Origin of the sequence: Chryseobacterium rhizosphaerae (genome assembly GCF_003385455.1) — a bacterium.
In the GTDB taxonomy this organism is placed as follows: Bacteria; Bacteroidota; Bacteroidia; order Flavobacteriales; family Weeksellaceae; genus Chryseobacterium; species Chryseobacterium rhizosphaerae.
Genome location: NZ_QNUF01000027.1, coordinates 1 through 19,458, shown reverse-complemented (window position 1 = coordinate 19,458; position 19,458 = coordinate 1). Strand labels below are relative to the sequence as shown.

Below are 19,458 nucleotides of genomic sequence, written 5' to 3'. Positions count from 1 at the left end.
GATGTTTATGTCTAATCAGGATAAAGATTGAAAGTCCTCTACTTTTAATTCCGCAAAATAGCTGTCTATCCATTCTGTGGTAATATCATTTAAAGTGGCGGGCTGCCACTGGGGAGACTGATCTTTATCCACCAATAAAGCCCTTACTCCTTCTGCAAAATCCGGGTGGATGCAACATTGACATGAAAGGTTCAATTCAGATTGGAAGACCTCTTCCAGGCTCAGGTGCTTGCCTTGTTTCAATTGTCTGAAAATAATGTGTGCCGAACTTGGAGATCCTGCGGTAAAACTTTTTAATCCTGTATTGATCCAGTCATCTTTTTCAGGATAATTCCTTATCAGATCACTGAATTCCTCTACAGCATCTACTCCTTCAAAATTCTGGATAAATTCATGATGTAATGCAGCCTGGGATTCAGGAATATCTGTATTTTCCGAGATCGTATTTAAAATATCGGAAACTGTTTGATAAGGATTACTTGTCCAGTCTGCCTGTTTCAGAGCGTTTATAATATCTTCTTTTGAAGAGGATTCCATATAATAATCTGCCAGTCCTAAATATTTGCAGTCTGCACCATCTAATCTTGCCCCGGTTAAGCCTAAATATATTCCAAAGGCAGAAGGCATTTTATTCAAAAACCAGGTACCTCCTACATCCGGATACAGGCCAATGGTAATTTCAGGCATGGCCAGTTTACTTTTTTCGGTGACGATACGATGGGAAGCTCCTACCATCAGACCGATACCGCCACCCATTACAATACCGCTTCCCCAGACTATTACAGGCTTTGGATAGGTATGGATGTCGTAATCTACCTGATACTCTTTTGAAAAGAAATCGTAGCAGTCTTTAGGGACTTCCGTAGGGTCAATAGCTCTTTGTGCCATAATAGCATCATAGAGCTTCCGTACATCTCCCCCTGCACATAAAGCTTTTTCACCGGCACCCTGAAGAAAAAGACAGACTACCTGATCGGATGTTTTCCAATCTGTCAGAATGCTCTGTAATTCTTCAATCATAGGTAATGACAGAGAATTCAGTGTTTTTTCGGAATTTAAAGTGATGATCCCGACTTTGTTTTTTATTTCTGTTAGTACTAAGCTCATTGTATTGAATTGAAAATTGAACTTTAAAAATTTTATGGGCTGAAATGTTAAAACAGATGTAGATTATTATCCGGTTTCAGCTTTCCGTTTTTATCTGTTATAACTATCTGATTTGTAGGGTCGCTCCTACTTCTAAAATCTTTCTGGAGATTACCAGTTTCATAATTTCATTGGTTCCCTCCACTACCTGATGGATTCTGGCATCCCGCATCAGTCTTTCTACAGGGAAATCCTGTGTGCAGCCATACCCTCCCAGGACCTGAATAGCTTCATTACAGATATTAAAACACATATCTGTTGCTAATCTTTTGGCCATAGCACAATAGGTTGTAGCATTCGGGTCTTTGGAATCCAGTTTAAAAGCAGCCAGATGAACCATTTGGCGGGCAGCAACAAGATCTGTTACCATATCGGCAATTTTAAACTGAAGCGATTGAAACTGAGCCAATGATTTTCCAAACTGCTGCCTTTCATGCATATACTGCTGAGCCTGATTGATAGCGCCCTGTGCGGCTCCTACTGAGCAGCTTCCAATGTTTATCCTGCCCCCATCCAGTCCTTTCAGGGCAATTTTAAAACCTTCTCCAGGTTCTCCCAAAAGATACTTCTCTTCTACTTCCACATGATCCAGGAATACAAAACGTGTAGGCTGGGTATTCCAGCCCAGTTTTTTTTCTTTTTCTCCGAAGCTGATTCCTTTTGTATTGGCAGGTACAATAAAAGCACTGATTCCTTTTGAACCGGGATCTCCTGTACGGGCCATTACAATCAGGATATCGCTTTCTCCGGCTCCGGAAATAAAGGCCTTTGTTCCATTGATGATATAGGTATTGCCCTTTTTTACAGCTGTGGTTTTCAATCCTGCAGCATCAGAACCTGACCCGGGTTCAGTAAGACAATAAGAGCCCAGTAATATACCTGAAGCTAAAGCCGGACATAATTCTTCCCGGACATCATCTTTCGCAAATTTGTCAATCATCCAGGAAACCATATTGTGTATGGTAATATAAGCCGTAGTTGAAGGACAGGCTGAAGCGAGCTCTTCAAATATGATGGCTGCATCCAATCTTGACAATCCCAGACCTCCTGCTGTTTCACTTGTATAAATGCCACAAAACCCAAGTTCTCCGGCCTTAGCAATTGCTTCTCTTGGGAATATCTTTTTGGCATCCCATTCTGAAGCGTAGGGGAAAAATTCTTTTTCAGCGAATCTTCTTGCCGCATCCTGAAAAGCCAGCTGATCTTCATTTAGGTTAAACTCCATTGTATTTAAATTTAAGTTGAAAGCTGAGTGTTGAAAGTGGAGAGCATATAGGCATTTTCCACCGTTTGCTTTCCATTATTTTAGACTGATGGTCATATTGAGATTTCCTCCCGGCACATCTTCTTCAAACCAGCGGGCTGTAACTGTTTTTGTTTCGGTATAGAAACGGATGCCCTGTTTTCCGTATGAATGCAGATCTCCGAAGAAAGATTTTCTCCATCCTGTAAAAGAGAAAAATGGCAGCGGCACAGGAATAGGAAGATTAATACCAATCTGGCCTACTTCAATTTCATGTTGGAATTTTCGGGCTGCAGCTCCGGAATTGGTAAATATTGAAGTTCCGTTCCCATAAGGATTGGCATTGATGATACTGATGGCTTCGTCTAAGGTGTCGGCTTTTAACAAAAGTAATGCAGGACCGAAGATCTCTTCTTTATAAATGTCCATATCCACAGATACATTACTGAATAAAGTAGGGCCTACAAAATATCCGTTTTCATAGCCTTCTACTGTACATTCACTTCCGTCTAATAAGACTTCAGCTCCCTGTTCATAGCCACTTTTGATCAGTCGTAGCACTTTTTCCTTAGACTGCCTGTTGATTAAGGGGCCAAATGCGGCAGACTCGTCTGACCATACTCCCGGCTTAATGGTTTTTAAAGCGTTTTTAATATCCTCCACCCAATGTTGAGCTTCTCCTACCAAAACGGCAACACTGATTGCCATACAACGCTGGCCGGCAGCCCCACATGAGGCTCCCACTAAATTATTGACCACCTGCTCTTTATTGGCATCAGGCATTACCACCATATGGTTTTTTGCTCCTCCAAAAGCCTGTACTCTTTTCAGGTTATCTGTTCCGGTACGGTAAACATGTTCCGCTACAGGGACAGAGCCTACGAAGGATATAGCTTTAATTTCCGGATGGTTAAGAATATGGTTTACCTGGTCTTTGGAACCATGGACAATATTCAGTACCCCTTTAGGAAAGCCTGCTTTCAAAAACAGCTCTGCCATTTTCATGGAGGTCATTGGGGTCTGCTCGGAAGGTTTTAAAATAAAGGTATTGCCGCAGGCAATAGCCATAGGGAACATCCATAAAGGAATCATTGCAGGGAAATTAAAAGGGGTAATTCCCGCACAGACTCCAAGTGGTTGAATATAGCTATAGGTATCTACACCTCTTGCTACATTTTCTACGGTCTCGCCCATCATCAGCGTTGGGATATTACAGGCATGTTCCACGACTTCAATACCCCGCCATACGTCTCCCATAGCATCGGCAAGTGTTTTTCCATTCTCTCTGGACAGGATTTCAGCGATTTCTTTCTGATTTTCTTTTAAAAGATGCTGGTATTTTAAGAATAACCTTGCCCTTTCCGGGGTGGCTACCTCTTTCCATGTTTTGAAGGCCAGTTGGGCAGCTTCAATCGCTTCGTCTATTTCAGACAATAGCGTTAGGGGAACTTCTGCAAGAATTTCCTGTGTGGCAGGATTTTCAACAGGTAAATGTTCAGAAGCTTTACTTTCTATAAAGTTTCCATTGATTAATATTTGTACTGTATGTGACATAGTTTTTGTTAAGGTGAAAGGTGAAAATGAAGGGTTGAAACATAATTGAGATTCAACCCTTCATTTAAAATTATATGACCAATAAATCAACAAATTCATTGACATTAAGATTGACAAGGGTGTCATACTCCAACGAGTTTTCTAATACTACCCGCTGTTGTTTTTCAGGGAATATTCTTGCCAAATTGATTTTATACTTTTTAATTAATTCAGGAATTCCTTCCTCTCTTCTTCGTTTGTGACCTATAGGATATTCTACCTCTATTTCATTTAAAATGGTTCCGTCATTCAATTCTACAGTCAAAGCATTGGCAATAGAACGTTTTTCAGGATTATGATAATCTGTGGTAAACTGTACATCTTCTACGCATTCAATTTTATCACGGAGGATATCAATTCGCGGATCTAAAGCGATACTGTCTTCATAATCGGCAGCGGTAAGTCTTCCGTAAATTAATGGAACGGCTACCATGTACTGAATACAGTGATCACGGTCTGCAGGGTTGTTCAGCGGACCTTTTTTGTCTATAATCCGGATGGCCGCTTCATGAGTTCTGATGGTAATTTTTTTAATGTCATCTGTTGTTTTTCCAAGGTCCTGTAAGGTGTGATGTAATGTCATTGCAGCTTCAACGGCTGTCTGGGAATGAAACTCGGCCGGGAATGAAATTTTGAATAGTACATTTTCCATCACATAGGAAGTGTAGTCTCTCTGGAATTTGAATTCATTTCCTTTGAAAGATACATCATAGAATCCCCAGGTTTTTGCTGTCAGAACGGAAGGGTATCCCATTTCTCCGGTTTGTGCTATTAATGCTAAACGAACGGCTCTTGATGTAGCATCTCCTGCTGCCCATGATTTTCTGGACCCTGTATTAGGAGCATGGCGGTATGTTCTTAAAGACTGACCATCTACAAAAGCTAATGATACGGCATTGATCAATTCGTCGCGGGTTAACCCTATCAATTTTCCTACTACTGCTGTAGAAGCCAGTTTTACCAGCAAAACATGGTCTAAACCTACTTTGTTAAAAGAGTTTTCCAGCGCCATTACCCCTTGTATTTCATGAGCCATGATCATGGCCTCCAATACCTGCTTCATTTTAAGAGGAGCTTTTCCTTCTGCAATATTGGTTCTGGATAACCAATCGGCTGTTGCTAAAATACCGCCTAAGTTATCTGATGGATGTCCCCACTCAGCAGCCAGCCACGTATCATTAAAATCCAGCCAACGGATAATTGTCCCAATATTAAATGCAGCCTGAATAGGGTCAAGTTGAAACTGTGTTCCCGGAACTTTACCACCATTCGGAACGATAGTCCCTTTTACTACAGGTCCTAAAAGTTTGGTACAGGCCGGATAGGTCAAAGCTTCCAGACCACACCCAATCGTATCAAGAAGACAGTAATGGGCTGTTTTCCAGGCAAGGTCATTTTTTATTTCGTAGTTTAATACATAATCTGCAATATCTGCCAGTACTTTATCCGGCTGTGGCCTTTCATTTGAAATGTGTGAACTCATTTTTTTTGTTGAAAATTTTAATTAGTTGAAAATAGTTTAATTCTTTTATCGTTGATCGATGGATACAAATGCTTTGTTTTCAGGACCTGTATAATTGGCGCTTGGACGGATGATTTTACCATCCTGTCTCTGTTCCATGATATGTGCGCTCCATCCTGTAACTCTTGAAATTACGAATAATGGCGTAAACATCAGCGTAGGTACTCCCATTAAGTGGTAGGATACCGCAGAGAACCAATCCAGATTAGGGAACATTTTCTTTTCTTCCCACATAATGGTTTCCAGTCTTTCAGCAATATTAAAAAGTAACATATCCCCTGCTTCTTCGGAAAGTTCTTTAGCTACTTTTTTGATCACTACATTTCTTGGGTCTGAAATGGTATAGACCGGATGTCCGAATCCAATGATCACTTCTTTGTTGGCAATACGCTGCCTGATGTCGCTTTCTGCTTCGTCCGGAGAATGATAACGGCTCTGAATTTCAAAAGCCACTTCATTGGCACCCCCGTGTTTAGGTCCTCTTAATGCTCCAATAGCTCCTGTAATGGCAGAATAAATATCGGAACCTGTACCTGCAATAACACGGCTTGTGAATGTAGAAGCATTAAATTCATGTTCTGCATACAGATTCAGAGAGATCTGCATGGCTTTTGTCCAGGAATCGGAAGGTTTTTTTCCATGCAGTAAATGAAGGAAATGGCCTCCGATAGTATCATCATCTGTCTCTACATCAATTTCTTTTCCGTTGTGGGTATAGTGGTACCAATACAAAAGGCCTGAGCTGAATGATGCCAGTAATTTATCGGCTATATCTCTGGCTCCCGCCATATTATGATCATCTTTTTCCGGCTGAATACTACCGATAGCAGATACCATTGACCGCATAACGTCCATTGGATGTGCAGCAGCAGGGATACTTTTTAAAATATTTCTTACAGAATGTGGCAGCCCTCTTAATGATTTTAATTTTGCCTTATAATTTTTCAGCTGTGCTTCGGTAGGCAGATGCCCATAGATCAGCAGGTAAGCCACTTCTTCAAACTGCGTTTTTTCTGCAAGGTCCAAAATATCATATCCTCTGTAGTGCAGGTCGTTTCCACTTTTTCCGACACTGCAAAGTGCTGTATTGCCGGCTGCTACTCCCGAAAGCGCGACACTTTTTTTAGGCTTGAAGGTAGGTTCATTATTTGTTGACATCAGTATTCTTTTTAAAAAGGTTATCTAATTTTTGTTCATAATCATGGTATCCAATACTTTGGTAGAGTTCTTCTCTGGTTTGCATGGTATCTATCACATTAGCCTGGGTACCCTCTTTACGGATATGTTCATAGACATTTTGAGCGGCTTTATTAGCTGCGCGGAAAGCAGAAAGCGGATAAAGAATCAACCCTACTCCCGCGGTCTTCAATTCTTCAACAGTATACATGCTGATCATTCCAAATTCTGTAATATTGGCCAATACAGGGATTCCTGTAGCATCTACAAATTTTTGATAGTAGCTCAGGTCCGGTACTGCTTCTGCAAAAATGAAATCGGCACCTGCCTCCTTATAGGCAATAGCTCTTTCCAGTGTTTTTTCCAGTCCTTCATTGGCAAATGCATCCGTTCGTGCTCCGATAACAAAATTTTCGTCGACACGGGCATCTGCGGCAGCTTTCAGCCTGTCTGTCATTTCTTCTTTACTCACAATTTCTTTTCCGGGACGGTGGCCACAACGTTTGGCTCCTACCTGATCTTCAATATGTAAGGCTGCTGCTCCAGCTTTAATCAGAGATTTTACTGTTCTGGCTACGTTAAAAGCCGACGGACCAAATCCCGTATCAATATCCACCATAAGGGGGAGATCACAGATATTGGTGATGCGCTGAACATCTGTTAGTACATCTTCCAGGGTAGTAATTCCCAGATCGGGAATTCCTAAAGAACCGGCGGCAACACCACCTCCCGAAAGATAAATTGCATTAAAACCTGCCTGCTGTGCCAATAATGCATGGTTGGCATTAATAGCTCCTACAATCTGGAGAGGTTTTTCTTTCTGCATAGCCTCGCGGAATCGTAACCCGGGAGACTGCATACTTTCATTCTTAATCATTTAATATCTATTGTTTTGTTAAAAATTTGTTTTGGTGTATGGGATTGCTGATAAAAGCAATAGGAGTTATTGATGTATAGGAATACCTGATGATAACGGATAATGATGAACAGAAATTAAATCTGTGTTGAAAGCTTTTAGCAAAACCTTATTGATCCAAGGGAATGGACTGCTCTTTTCCATTATAAGCCAGTTACTGATTCTTACATAGCGATTATATGTTTGCATTCTTCAACTTTTTAAATGATAAAATCCTTTTAAAAAGCTCTTGCCAAACTTCACAATGCCTGATGGGAAATAAAAACTATGGAAAGGGAAATACGAATGAGCTTATAGACATAATGAAAAGGCACACGGCCACATTACAACTATCTCAAAAAAATAACTTACGAAAAAACAGCGCACAGTTATCTATATCGTATCATACCTGACTATAAGCTTCAGATCGCGAAAGCATCGTCAATTCGAAATAGGCAGGTCTCCTGACTTGTAACAGTTTTTATCATCCTTCCCATTTACCCAGGTAAACAGTGGACATATATTGATAAAAACCTTCATGTTACTTACAGTTGCGCGACAGTTCGTGATTTGCACACGATTCCCTTTTAATACACAGCTAAGTGTAACCAGTTTCGGTTGATAAAGAAGGTGTTAAGAACTCCTTGGTGGTAAATATAGCCATTTTATTGAAACAGCCGCATGGGGATTTGTTTTTTATTATGAAAAAGCTTTAAATCATTGAAAATATGAGGGATATTTTGTCTTAATATTCTTTTTTTAAGGCTGAATTCGGACTGATTTTAGAGAAATTTATAATTTTTTTAACACTAAAATTATACTGTAAATAGGAAGTATTTGATAAGCCCGTGATTTTATTTCAAGACTAAGGTTAATTATGTGTTACATTAAAATTATTTTTTCAACGCTTTATACGGAATGATGTGAATATCATTTGTCCCAATAATTTTAAGAAAAGATATGATCCTGAAATTCAACAATAGGTCTCATATTTAAAAATCGACATTTCAAAGGTCTGAATATACGTTTGGATCACAAAATAGAAATATGATGTACATAAAATCAGTTTTTTTGTACTCAGATTCACATACGATGGCGAAGGAAAAACTAAGCTTTAAAAATAAACTGGTATTTATCTTTTTAGGATTGGGAACATTGTGTTTAGCGGGAGTTCCGGTCCTTTTCTTTGTGGATTTTCCCAATAAAGCATCCACCATCCTGATCCTGCTTATTACGGGGGAGGTTTTGTTTTTGCTTACGATAGCCTTAACAGGGAAAGGGTATTTGGAGAAAATAAAGGAATCAATGGGTGAACTCCTGTTGTTTCGGAAGAAAAAGAAATAGCTTGTGATAAAAATAAGACAGAAATAATTTATTAGTAGAACTATTTCTGTCTTATCATGACGGCTATAAAGGTGAAATGTACACTTCTATTTTGGTACCGTCATAATTAAAGGTTCCGTCTGAATTTCTTTTACCTAAGAAAACCCAGTCCATATCTACGGGAACAGACCATGCTGATCCTAATGAAAATCCGTTTACAGATCGGATTTCGTTACCGTTTCCTGTAGTGATGGCTGAATGAAACCAGGTTTTGTCGATAAGTCTGTAGAAACCAATTGCTTTTCCTGCCGGAATGGGGGCATAGCCATCCCACTTTTCTCCGTCCGGATATCTGAATACAGTGAGCCATTTTTGGCCAGCTGATTCAGCCAGCTGAGTGGGGCTTATCCGGGCGCCTCGCATATACAAAGCATATGCTACAACATCGTGGCATACTCCGGTATTATACTTTGAGATATTCTCTGCACCTGAGAGTACGGCATGGGCAACGGGCTCTCTTTCTGTTACAGATAACTGAGCTTTCCTTGCTCCTTCTGGGGTTACAAATGACATATTAATAATTTTGTTTGGTTATTGTAAAGGTAGGCCTTTTAAATTTAATGCTACTTAAGCGTTATTTTGAAGAAATTTATTCGGATTTTAATAAGCATCTGAGTACAGAGATTAGCATGATCATAAGATCGACCTATGAATGCATTTTATTTGATTATTAAAATTATCTTTTTTAATTTGGCTTACAAAATCAGCGACTTATGAAAAATAAGATAATATTCGTCATCATATTATTGTTTTCTCTTTCGATATTCGGACAAAACAGCAAACCCGGAGATGAGTATGCTGAAGCTAGGGAAATTATAAAGGACCTGGATTCAATTGTAAGTCCCAATGGAATTCAGGAAAGATATAAAGTAAATATCGGGGTGTTCAGCAATGGGTTTTTGTGCGTGGTCAGCATAAAGATAATCCGGTGATACTCTTTGTACACGGTGGTCCGGCTTCACCTCTTTCGCCGGTCATGTGGATGTTTCAAAGACCTATTGAGGAGTATTTCACTGTTGTCAATTACGATCAGCGGGCTTCCGGCAAAACTTATCATGCCAATGATACCTTATCATTAAAAAACACCATTCATATCAGTCAATATGTAGATGATGCTATTGAACTGGCTGAATTAATCAAAGCAAAGTATAAAAAGAAGAAAGTATTGCTGATTGGTCACAGCTGGGGAACGATTATTTCTATGAGGGCGGGGTTGAAAAGACCGGATCTGTTTTATGCTTATGTAGGAATCGGACAGGTCATCAATACTAGAGACAATGAACGTTTGAGTGTTGATTTTGCCGTACCCGGTTAAAAAATGAAGAGGCTTTGAAAGAATTGGCATCTATAGCACCCTATCCGGGAACCACTCCTATTACCAGAAAAAGGATCATTATTGCACGGAAATGGCCCCAGTATTATGGCGGACTTACAGCTTTCAGGAATAATTCCAGGTATTTCCTCCAAGCTCCGTTATTATCCCCGGAATATTCTTATCAGGATGCTGAGGCTATTGGTAAAGGCAGTGTATTTACCCTGGCAAAGGTGCTTCCTGAATTTCTGGATACTGACTTTAAGAATATTAAAACCTTCCCTATTCCGGTTTTTATGTTTATGGGAAGGCATGATTACACTACCCCTTCTGAGCCCACTGCGCAATGGTTGCAAAATGTAAAAGCTCCGTTTAAAAAAGGGATATGGTTTGAAAATTCTGCCCATCTGATCCCCATTGAGGAACCCGGAAAAACCTTAGTTACCTTACTAAACGATGTTAAACCTGTCTGTAAGTAAAATGTTAAGCTTCCAACTGAAAAAGTACCATAGTCGCATTATGATAATGAGCGGGAAGCCCTTCGGTATCGGCTATTTTTTTTGGTCCTAATTGAGTAAATCCGCATCGTATGTAATAATCCGCCAACCTCTGGTTTCCTGCTGTGGTATCCATTCTGACATAGTGTTTCTCATTTTCCTTTGCGAATTTTGCAGACCATTCAACGATCTGTTCTACAAATTTTTGTCCTCTGAAATCAGGATGGGTGGCAATCCTGTGAATATAAACAGCAGGATCTGCATTTCTTTCTTCCCAAACCTGAGGATCATTAAATGTAATGCTCCAGACGCGGGCGATCTGTCCGTCTACTATAATTTTCCAATGGCGGTTTTCTTTAATTTCTGTTTCTATCATGCTTCGGTCAAACTCCGGCCATTGTACCCCGGATACTGTTTTCTTAAAATCGGAAGCCATTTTATAAAGATCAAAAACTTCATCAATATCCTGTAGAAAGGTGTTCACTATCATTATTACGTTATTGTTCTTCAAAAATACCGAAAAAATAAACAGATTGATGTTTGTTATTGTTATTCAGAATGGGTATAAATTCCATCCTATTGCAGACTTCCGTTGGGAAAAGAAAATAAAAATACTATTTTTATCCTCCGATAAAAGAAAACATTCATTATGCCGACTGATGCTTCTCTCAAGCTGATTCCGATGACAACCTTTGTAATTGAATACTATTCGAATGAAGGTTATGCCGATCTTCAAATTTTAAATTTGATGAATAATTATGCCAATTTTCTAAGAAAGCCTCTCTATCTTGGAATGTTTGTTCCTGTAGATACGGAAGGAAATGTCCTGAAGGAGCCTAAAAATTATGCTTCATGGAAGTCTCTGGAACATAATGACGGAAAAAGAACCGATGCGGTAGGATTTGAAGAATACGCCGAATACCAGAATGCAGAGCAAAAATGTATGTTTGAAGGTTTTAAAGTAGATTATAACGGGTACTCAAAGGTGAGAATCGTGGCGTCATATGATCCTTCCATAGAATTATCTTTTAATAAAAACGATATGATTCCCCTGGGTTACAATGATGTGGAATCCCTTACTGTCTTCGATGATATTTATTTAACCGCCCATGCTTTAAAAGTAATCGGGATAAAGGATAGGCGATAAATTTAATATCACCTGTAATATTCTTATTTTAATACAGCTGACACTTAATTTAGGTGTTTCCAGAATTATTTATTTTTTTTCCTGAATTCAGTGGGAGACAGCTGTTGGTACCCTTTGAATATTTTATTAAAATGGCTGGTATCATTAAACCCCAATTTATCAGCAATTTCATTGATATTGTACGGACTTTGCAGGAGAAGTTTTTCTGCTGTTTTTATTTTGTACTGAATGATATGCTGCTGTATAGAAAATCCGGTTTGTTTTTTTACATAAATACTGATATAGTTGGAAGAAAGCATGAATTCTTTGGCCAGGTTCTCAATTTTCATTTTATCTGTATCCAGTACATTGACATTGATATAATATAGAATCTTTTCAATTCTGCTTAGATGCTGGGAAATCCATTTTTTATTGGTCGTGGTTTCCATCGTATTTCTAATCAGAACGGTTATAATGGCTGAAAAGATATCAACTACAATGTCTTTATTGTATCTGCTTTGATGGCTGAATTCATAGAGAAGAATATGGGCCAGCTGTAACAGATGAACCCTGTCTGTTTTATTTTTAATGGCCGATTCGTAAACAAAAGACCGATCTTCCATAAGAAGCTGAATGACCTTTTTCAGCTCATTCTTTTTGTTTATCAACAGGGTTTCCCATATGTACTGCTCTGTAAACTTTATATAGATAAATTTTGTTTTAGTTTTGATAGAAAACTCATGTCCGTCACTGGGTCTGAGCAGGAAGACATCGCCTTTTTTATAGGGAAATACAATACCGTTCAGATGGTGAAATCCTTTTCCTTTTTCAATGATAATCAATTCATAGAAGTTGTGATTATGGTATTCAACATCCCATACTTCTTTTTCAATACTGAAAACATTAAAGGAATTGAAATTAACAATGCGTTTCATAAAGAATGGATTTTTACAAATTTACCATTAATTTTTACAATACATAATGCTGACATTCGAAGCAATTTTGCATAACAAAAAACATTCGAAATGAAATATTTAAGACAATCAGCGCTGATGCTTTTTTCTACAGTATTCCTGGTTTCCTGTTTCAATAATAAAGACAGAATCAAAGGGGGAATTAGTAACCAAAATGAAACCCCAACCAAAGGAAAAAAGTATTGGCCCAATGGTGCTCAGCTGGTCATTTCCGTCTCTATGCAGTTTGAAACCGGCGGACAGCCTGAAGGTGCTGAAAGCCCTTTTAGCAGCACTCCTCTTCCTGCAGGCCAGCCAGATCTTCCAGCGGAAAGCTGGTATCGTTATGGAGGCAATGAAGGTATCTACCGTATGCTGGATCTTTGGAAAAAGTACAACATTAAAGTAACATCCCATATCGTGGGAACTGCTGCCGAAAAATATCCGGAGGTTGCCAAAGCCATTGCAAATGAAGGACATGAAGTAGCGGCTCATGGGTTCACCTGGGATAACCAGTGGAATAAAAGCTATGCCGATGAATTGTATTTTGTGAAAGAAGGTGTAGATGTTGTCCAAAAAATAACCGGCAAAAGAGCGGTAGGCTATAACAGCAACTGGCTGAGGAGAAGTCCGAATACCTTGAAAGTACTACAGGAACTCGGTTTTCTGTACCATATAGACGATGTAAGCCATGATGAGCCTTTCATTACTAAAGTTCAAGGGAAAAATTTTATGGTAATCCCCTATACGATCCGTAATAATGACATTGTGAATATTGAAGGAAAACATTGGAGCCCTGATCAGTTTCTGACGCAACTGAAATTTGAGTTTGACCGTCTCTATGAGGAAGGGGCTTCTAAAAGGAGAATGATGAGTATAAGTTTTCATGACAGAATTGGCGGAGCGCCTGCTATGATTCATGCTATGGAAGAATTTATCAAATACACTCAGAAGAAACAAGGGGTTGTCTTTATGAGAAAGGATGATATTGCCAAAATGGTGATGAATGATCCCAATACTCCTGTGGATAACAGTGAAGAGAAATATAATAAGTAAGGAGTCAGAGTGTCGGAAGAAAGAGACTCTTAAAGTGATGGATAGCTTACTATTATTTCCTTTACAGAAATTAAGAATCATGTGTAATGCTTTCATGATTTTTTGCCTTCTGCTTTCCCATCTTTAAAACAATACAACAAATAAAAAATAACAATAATGAGTAAAAAAACAGGATATTTTTTCCTTCGTATTTCAATGGGAATCAATTTTTTTGGACATGGGCTTGTGAGGCTTACCAAATTACAGGATTTTGCAGACGGAATGACTGCCGGTTTTGAGAAAAGCTGGCTGCCACAGGTATTGGTACATGCTTTTAGTATGGCACTACCCTTTCTCGAGTTTACAATTGGCCTGCTGCTTATGATAGGTTTCAAAACCCGTATTGCCGCTATGAGTGGAGCGTCACTCATTGTGATGCTGCTTTTTGGAAGCAGTACGGTTGAAAACTGGGAGGCCATGGGAATTCAAATGATCTATGCCGGGTTATTTTATATGCTGATCAGCAAAATAGAGGATGATAATCTTGCCGTGGACAGGAAGTGATACAATAGCTGAAGGTGAGGGAAATTTTCTCACCTTCAGCCGCCTTTCAGAGATTGCGTTACAAATTCCGATGATTGGGATACCTATTTTTGATCATAATACCCGAATTTTGTATCAGAAATAAAGAGGGTCATCAATGGTACTCAACTGTTAATGATCAGCTTTCATACAAAACTCTGAAAATAAAATAGTATGCAAACAATATTAGGAGCCAATGGACAGATTGGACAGGAACTGGCAAAGGAACTGAAACGGAACTATACCTCCGATATCAGAATCGTCAGCAGAAAGGCCGTTAAAGTAAATGATACCGATACTGTATTTTCTGCAGACCTCACAGACAGGAATAAAGCAATAGAAGCGGTAAAAGGAAGTGACATTGCTTATTTTACCCTGGGACTTCCTATGGATACGGATCTATGGGAGGAACAGTTTACAATGATTCTTAGAAATGTAATTGATGCCTGTAAAATCAATGGAACCAAGTTGGTGTTTTTTGACAATACTTATATGTACCCTCAAAATAACCAGGTCCTGACGGAACAGACTGCTTTTGCTCCTGTAGGAAGAAAAGGAAGGGTAAGAAAAGAGATGACCGATATGCTTTTGAAGGAAATGGCAGCCGGAACTATAGAAGCGGTGATCTGCAGAGCACCTGAGTTTTATGGACCGGGAAAGACACAAAGTATTACCAATAGTCTTATTTTCAATGCCATTAAAGAAGATAAAAAACTGAAAGTGCCATTGAGAGATAATAAACTTCGAAGCCTGATCTGGACTCCTGATGCCAGCAGTGCTACCGCTTTAATAGGAAATACACCTGACGCTTTCGGTCAGACCTGGCACTTACCGGTAGATGATCATAAACTGACTTATCAACAATTCATTGCCCTGGTTTCTGAGATATATGGAAAAGAATTCCGCTATTCTGTCATTCCTAAAATGGCTTTCAGGATAGGCGCTCTTTTCAATAAAAATGCAAAAGAACTGCTGGAACTGCTTCCAAGGTATGAGTATGATAATCTGTTTGATGATTCTCAATTTAGAAAAAGATTTCCCGATTTTAAGGTAACGACCTACAGACAAGGAATTGAGCAAATCCGAAAAGAACAGCTGGCAGCAAAGTAAACCTTCCTCCGAAGAGGGTGGGAAGACCTCCAAAAATAAAATTTTGTACCTTTTCTAGGTAATTTATCAATAGATTTAAAGTGGTAAAAGCAGAAAGCGAATGAAAGCACCTGAAAAAATAACCTCCATTACGACACTGCATCTTTATTTAAAGCTGGGGAGGCCATCCAATCCTTTGATCAGTGTTTTTGACTTTACTGAAGTTGCCGCTGACCCCAGCAGTCTTCGTACTGCTGTAACTACAGATTTTTATGTTGTGGCCATTAAGAATGATTGTGCAGGAAAATTTAAATATGGTCAGCAATATTATGATTTTCAGGATGGGATCATGTATTTTATTGCACCCCATCAGGTGATGCAGTTCGAGGATATTTTACTTTCCGAAGTCAAGGGCAGTGTATTGCTTGTTCATCCTGATTTTTTACAGGGATATCCTATAGCAGCTACGATAAAAGAATATGGCTATTTTTCCTATGCAGCCCATGAGGCTTTGCACCTTTCTGAAAGAGAAGAAAAGTCTGTTACGGATATCATTGATAATATCCGGAGGGAAACCGAAAATAATATGGATGTTTTTACTCAGGATTTATTAGTCTCCAATATTGACTTACTGCTGAAATACTGTGACCGCTTTTATAACCGCCAGTTTCTGACCAGAAAGAAAATGAATCATGATCTCTTGATTCAGCTTGAAGGTGTACTGGATGATTATTTTAAAAATAACCGATTAATTATCGATGGAATTCCTACAGTACAGTTTATTGCCTCAGAAATGAATATCAGTCCCAATTATTTAAGTGATATGCTTAGAGTTCATACAGGCCAGACTACGCAGCAGCACATTCAGAACAGGCTGATCGAAAGAGCTAAAGAATTACTGTCCACAACCATGATGACCGTATCTGAGATTGCTTATCATTTAGGATTTGAACATCCGCAGTCTTTTCACCGTTTATTTAAAAACAGGACTGCAATCTCACCTCTTGAATTCAGGCAAACGTTTAATTAAGCTTCTCCCGATTATTATTGATTTCCAATATGGGTTGCTTTCTACCTCTCTTATTTGACCTTTGAAGGAGGTGTCACTTCCACAAGCCTGTTGTTTTTGTAAATATAATTGACGGGTATACTTTCTCCTTCCTGAACATGAAATCCGGGTTCTATTATTCCCTCTACTACCCCATCTTTTATACTTTTGAAAAAGGTCTGTGTTTCTGCCAGATCGGCTCCCCTGTCGAAAGAATACTGATACTTGAGCTGACCGTCTTTATTGATAAAAACAGCATAATGGGCATCCCAGTTATTGCCGCCATCACGGCCTTCAATAGAAAAAGGCATAATAGCATCTTCTAAGTGGTCTCCATTCAGATCTCCTATAAGAATGGGCCGTTCCGAATCAAAAATAGAACCGGAAAGCTCATCTTTTAAGTTGAAATATAAATCTTTACCAAATTTTTCTGTCTGTGAAGCTTTCTTAAAAGCCATCAGTACTGCTGTTGTATCAATAATAGGAATTTTTTTGCTCTTTGTAAAGCTATCATGCTCTTTAGTACTGCTTATATGGGTCTTAATAGTATCATGAGGTTGAGTTTCCGGGATGGTTTTCTTTTCCGGTTTGCAGCTTAGAGTCATTGCCACAGACAGTAATGAAAAATATATTGTATTGAAATGCATGTTGTAAAAGTTTGATATTGAGATAGGTGCTCGTTGGTTAATGTATTGTTAGATATTTGTATGCTTTACCTTTAGTCTTTATTTTCTTTGTCCAGTTCTTCCTGGAACTCAATTAAAGCCTTTGTGCTACCGGATTTTAAACTTCCGTTTTTTTCTCCTTCTTCCCACGTTTTAAAGGCTTTTTCCCTTAATCCCAATGTGAAATAATAGCTTCCCAATACGGTATATCCTTCCGGCTCTCCAAGATCTATAATTTTCTTTGATAGTGAGAGTAACTCAGGGTGAGGTTTTATTTTTTTTGAAGAAATCTTCGCAGGATCTGTTAAAAGACCAGGAGTATATTCCAACATTTTTAACCCAAAAAGATTCATACAAGCCTTTGCCAACCCTTTATTACATAGGTCTTCATTAATTTTTGAGGTTTTACCGGAAGCTAATGCTTCAAAATCAAGATCTGATCCGGTGGAACTCTTTGTTTTATCATAGTATTCGGCTAATAGCTGAGCTTTCTTTTTGGCATCTGCCGGATGGTGTCTGTTATTGATTTCAGAACTGTCTTTTTTGGGAATCCAGACTCCTTTATCTACCCAATTTGAGATTCCGGTCAGTTTTCCTTTTTTGATTTTAAAAATGAATATACTTTTATCAGGATAAATAATCAGACTGTCATTTCTTGTGAAATAATCCCCATAATCCATATCAGATATTAAGACTTTTCCATTGCCGTCAAAATTAAAACTATTATAAAGTGTTTTATCATTACTTGCCTTATAATAACCCTGTAAAGAATTATCTGCTTCCTGCGCTGATAAAATATATCCTGAGAAGGATAATATGGTTAAAAATAATTTATTTTTCATCATTTTCTACTTCTTTAGTATTGAATAATTATTGCTTTACAAAGCTATTGAATAGAAAACGAATTTAATTAGTCAATTTCAGCTATTTTTATTCATTTAAACCAGCCATAAATATTTCAGTATATTTGTCTCAGTGGAAAAACGAATGACACTTAAACAAACTGGTTTATTGCATTATATAAAAATACTGAGTGTATTTTTAGTACTGTCTCATTTGTTTATTCTTAAAGCTGATTATAACCGCTTTTCTACGGCCGTATTAAAGACTTTTCATCATTTTAAAATAGATTCCGAGCAGGAATGTAACAGGATGTATCTTGAGCACAATACTAAAAGTCCGATGAAATGCAACAGCAATTACTGTAATAATTTTTCATCCTTTTTTACCACTTCATTTTCTTCTTTTACATTCAATTCATTATTAGGGCGGGATATAAGAAACCGTTTCTTTTTATACAATGATCCGGCCTATTCATCTTTTTTTAATTCTATTTGGATCCCTCCTAAAATAAACTGTTAATTCTCATATAATCAACTGCTACACTATACTGTCTTATTCAATCTATGATAAGATGTATTGTGATATGTACTGGTAATGAGACAACAATCCGTACTGTATGAAATAGGTAAGAGGCAGTATGGCTATCCTATTATTCAATTGTTAAATATTAAATACTATGACAAAGTCCTGGTTATGGGCTGGTCGTAGGTATGAATCAAAAAATGAAATAGAAAATATCATGAATACAATAAGATCAAAATTCGAAAAAAACACAAATACCATTTATATCATATGTCGTATATTAATTGGTCTGTTCTTCTTTATCGCAGGCTTTAATAAACTGTTCCACCCTATTTTTCAGGGATACATGTTCAATACCATTAGCGGTATCGGATTTCCCTTTCCTGGGTTTACGGCTCACTTTACTGCTTTTTGTGAGTGTATGTTTGGGCTGTTTCTGATGCTTGGATTATGGACAAGAATAAGTGCTTCGGTCTTAATTATCATTATACTTGTCGCATTATTTACCCATGATCTGAATACAATTCCAAAAGAACTTATCCCTATTAAACCGGAGACCGGAATTTATGAAATGGATCCTTTTACCTGGCTGAGCTATTTTCTTTATCTTCCGCAAACCCTGTATTTAATGTTCCTGACCTTATTTCTGTTTCAGGGATGTACAGGATTTGGAATTGATAAAAAATAAGCTCCCGTTATGCATCATATTTAAACTAAAAAAGCTCCCAAATAGAGTGCACCCAAAAGTTTAGACAAAATTAAATAATCTTTTGATAATAAAGAGTTCGATATTCTATCGGACTCTTTCCTTTTAAATTAAGTCTTATC

22 protein-coding genes and 1 riboswitch are annotated in these 19,458 nt (G+C 38.2%); of the genes, 10 read left to right on the top strand and 12 right to left on the bottom strand.

Annotated features, from left to right (window positions below; translation table 11 throughout):
* Nucleotides 1–15: 15 nt before the first annotated feature.
* The 7 genes from DRF57_RS18805 to DRF57_RS23725 form a co-directional block, all read right to left on the bottom strand.
* Nucleotides 16–1,107, bottom strand: coding sequence for an enoyl-CoA hydratase/isomerase family protein (locus tag DRF57_RS18805; protein WP_115920202.1), 1,092 nt, complete (start codon nucleotides 1,105–1,107; stop codon nucleotides 16–18).
* Nucleotides 1,108–1,210: 103 nt separating this feature from the next.
* Nucleotides 1,211–2,371: an acyl-CoA dehydrogenase family protein gene (locus DRF57_RS18800; RefSeq protein ID WP_084084182.1), complete on the bottom strand. Its 1,161-nt coding sequence runs from the start codon at nucleotides 2,369–2,371 to the stop codon at nucleotides 1,211–1,213.
* 75 nt (nucleotides 2,372–2,446) lie between these two features.
* On the bottom strand, nucleotides 2,447–3,943 hold the full coding sequence (locus DRF57_RS18795; RefSeq protein ID WP_115920200.1) for a CoA-acylating methylmalonate-semialdehyde dehydrogenase: 1,497 nt from the start codon (nucleotides 3,941–3,943) through the stop codon (nucleotides 2,447–2,449).
* 70 nt (nucleotides 3,944–4,013) lie between these two features.
* Nucleotides 4,014–5,465: a bifunctional 2-methylcitrate dehydratase/aconitate hydratase gene (locus DRF57_RS18790; protein ID WP_115920198.1), complete on the bottom strand. Its 1,452-nt coding sequence runs from the start codon at nucleotides 5,463–5,465 to the stop codon at nucleotides 4,014–4,016.
* Nucleotides 5,466–5,510: 45 nt separating this feature from the next.
* Nucleotides 5,511–6,662, bottom strand: a complete 1,152-nt coding sequence (prpC, locus tag DRF57_RS18785) for a bifunctional 2-methylcitrate synthase/citrate synthase (protein WP_047493685.1) — start codon at nucleotides 6,660–6,662, stop codon at nucleotides 5,511–5,513.
* Nucleotides 6,649–7,557, bottom strand: a complete 909-nt coding sequence (prpB, locus tag DRF57_RS18780) for a methylisocitrate lyase (protein WP_115920196.1) — start codon at nucleotides 7,555–7,557, stop codon at nucleotides 6,649–6,651. Before prpB ends, prpC begins: the two co-directional genes overlap by 14 nt.
* A gap of 66 nt (nucleotides 7,558–7,623) precedes the next feature.
* Nucleotides 7,624–7,785, bottom strand: a complete 162-nt coding sequence (locus DRF57_RS23725; RefSeq protein WP_157969918.1) for a hypothetical protein — start codon at nucleotides 7,783–7,785, stop codon at nucleotides 7,624–7,626.
* A 227-nt stretch (nucleotides 7,786–8,012) separates the two neighbouring features.
* Nucleotides 8,013–8,203, bottom strand: a riboswitch (cobalamin riboswitch).
* 464 nt (nucleotides 8,204–8,667) lie between these two features.
* Between DRF57_RS23725 and DRF57_RS18775 the strand changes: the two genes are divergently transcribed.
* Entirely contained in the window at nucleotides 8,668–8,919 is a 252-nt protein-coding gene (locus DRF57_RS18775) for a transporter suffix domain-containing protein (protein ID WP_047493679.1), read from the top strand.
* A 63-nt stretch (nucleotides 8,920–8,982) separates the two neighbouring features.
* On the opposite strand, the gene DRF57_RS18770 is transcribed toward DRF57_RS18775, so the two are convergent.
* Nucleotides 8,983–9,471, bottom strand: coding sequence for a hypothetical protein (locus DRF57_RS18770; protein ID WP_047493676.1), 489 nt, complete (start codon nucleotides 9,469–9,471; stop codon nucleotides 8,983–8,985).
* 200 nt (nucleotides 9,472–9,671) lie between these two features.
* On the opposite strand from DRF57_RS18770, the gene DRF57_RS24020 reads away from it, so the two are divergent.
* From DRF57_RS24020 to DRF57_RS24010, 3 genes are read left to right on the top strand one after another with little or no spacing between them, the layout of a single operon-like run.
* Nucleotides 9,672–9,890, top strand: coding sequence for a hypothetical protein (locus tag DRF57_RS24020; protein ID WP_206607207.1), 219 nt, complete (start codon nucleotides 9,672–9,674; stop codon nucleotides 9,888–9,890).
* Nucleotides 9,887–10,273 carry an alpha/beta fold hydrolase gene (locus DRF57_RS24015; RefSeq protein ID WP_206607206.1) on the top strand — a complete coding sequence of 129 codons (387 nt, stop codon included), beginning with the start codon at nucleotides 9,887–9,889 and terminating at the stop codon, nucleotides 10,271–10,273. The genes DRF57_RS24020 and DRF57_RS24015 overlap by 4 nt, the downstream gene beginning before the upstream one ends.
* Nucleotides 10,274–10,287: 14 nt before the next feature.
* Entirely contained in the window at nucleotides 10,288–10,749 is a 462-nt protein-coding gene (locus tag DRF57_RS24010; protein ID WP_206607205.1) for a hypothetical protein, read from the top strand.
* A 4-nt stretch (nucleotides 10,750–10,753) separates the two neighbouring features.
* Here DRF57_RS24010 and DRF57_RS18760 read toward each other — a convergent pair whose 3' ends face one another.
* Entirely contained in the window at nucleotides 10,754–11,257 is a 504-nt protein-coding gene (locus DRF57_RS18760) for a GNAT family N-acetyltransferase (RefSeq protein ID WP_115920194.1), read from the bottom strand.
* A 159-nt stretch (nucleotides 11,258–11,416) separates the two neighbouring features.
* Between DRF57_RS18760 and DRF57_RS18755 the strand changes: the two genes are divergently transcribed.
* The gene (locus DRF57_RS18755; protein WP_115920192.1) at nucleotides 11,417–11,914 is read left to right on the top strand and encodes a hypothetical protein; all 498 of its coding nucleotides are present in this window, start codon (nucleotides 11,417–11,419) and stop codon (nucleotides 11,912–11,914) included.
* A 65-nt stretch (nucleotides 11,915–11,979) separates the two neighbouring features.
* Here DRF57_RS18755 and DRF57_RS18750 read toward each other — a convergent pair whose 3' ends face one another.
* The gene (locus tag DRF57_RS18750; RefSeq protein WP_115920191.1) at nucleotides 11,980–12,828 is read right to left on the bottom strand and encodes an AraC family transcriptional regulator; all 849 of its coding nucleotides are present in this window, start codon (nucleotides 12,826–12,828) and stop codon (nucleotides 11,980–11,982) included.
* A 90-nt stretch (nucleotides 12,829–12,918) separates the two neighbouring features.
* On the opposite strand from DRF57_RS18750, the gene DRF57_RS18745 reads away from it, so the two are divergent.
* The 4 genes from DRF57_RS18745 to DRF57_RS18730 all read left to right on the top strand — a co-directional run bounded on the left by DRF57_RS18745 (nucleotide 12,919) and on the right by DRF57_RS18730 (nucleotide 16,582).
* Nucleotides 12,919–13,902, top strand: a complete 984-nt coding sequence (locus tag DRF57_RS18745; RefSeq protein WP_115920189.1) for a polysaccharide deacetylase family protein — start codon at nucleotides 12,919–12,921, stop codon at nucleotides 13,900–13,902.
* A gap of 156 nt (nucleotides 13,903–14,058) precedes the next feature.
* Nucleotides 14,059–14,445 carry a DoxX family protein gene (locus DRF57_RS18740; RefSeq protein ID WP_115920187.1) on the top strand — a complete coding sequence of 129 codons (387 nt, stop codon included), beginning with the start codon at nucleotides 14,059–14,061 and terminating at the stop codon, nucleotides 14,443–14,445.
* Nucleotides 14,446–14,637: 192 nt separating this feature from the next.
* A complete protein-coding gene (locus DRF57_RS18735; protein ID WP_047493659.1) occupies nucleotides 14,638–15,573 on the top strand; it encodes an NAD-dependent epimerase/dehydratase family protein in 936 nt (311 codons plus the stop codon).
* A 100-nt stretch (nucleotides 15,574–15,673) separates the two neighbouring features.
* Entirely contained in the window at nucleotides 15,674–16,582 is a 909-nt protein-coding gene (locus DRF57_RS18730) for a helix-turn-helix domain-containing protein (RefSeq protein ID WP_084084194.1), read from the top strand.
* 50 nt (nucleotides 16,583–16,632) lie between these two features.
* Here DRF57_RS18730 and DRF57_RS18725 read toward each other — a convergent pair whose 3' ends face one another.
* Both DRF57_RS18725 and DRF57_RS18720 read right to left on the bottom strand, forming a co-directional pair.
* Nucleotides 16,633–17,247 (bottom strand): hypothetical protein, encoded by a 615-nt coding sequence (locus DRF57_RS18725; protein WP_123863352.1) that lies wholly within the window; start codon nucleotides 17,245–17,247, stop codon nucleotides 16,633–16,635.
* 71 nt (nucleotides 17,248–17,318) lie between these two features.
* Nucleotides 17,319–18,110 carry a hypothetical protein gene (locus tag DRF57_RS18720; protein ID WP_228405988.1) on the bottom strand — a complete coding sequence of 264 codons (792 nt, stop codon included), beginning with the start codon at nucleotides 18,108–18,110 and terminating at the stop codon, nucleotides 17,319–17,321.
* Nucleotides 18,111–18,847: 737 nt separating this feature from the next.
* Here DRF57_RS18720 and DRF57_RS18710 point away from each other — a divergent pair.
* The gene (locus DRF57_RS18710; protein ID WP_115920275.1) at nucleotides 18,848–19,318 is read left to right on the top strand and encodes a DoxX family protein; all 471 of its coding nucleotides are present in this window, start codon (nucleotides 18,848–18,850) and stop codon (nucleotides 19,316–19,318) included.
* Nucleotides 19,319–19,458: the final 140 nt, after the last annotated feature.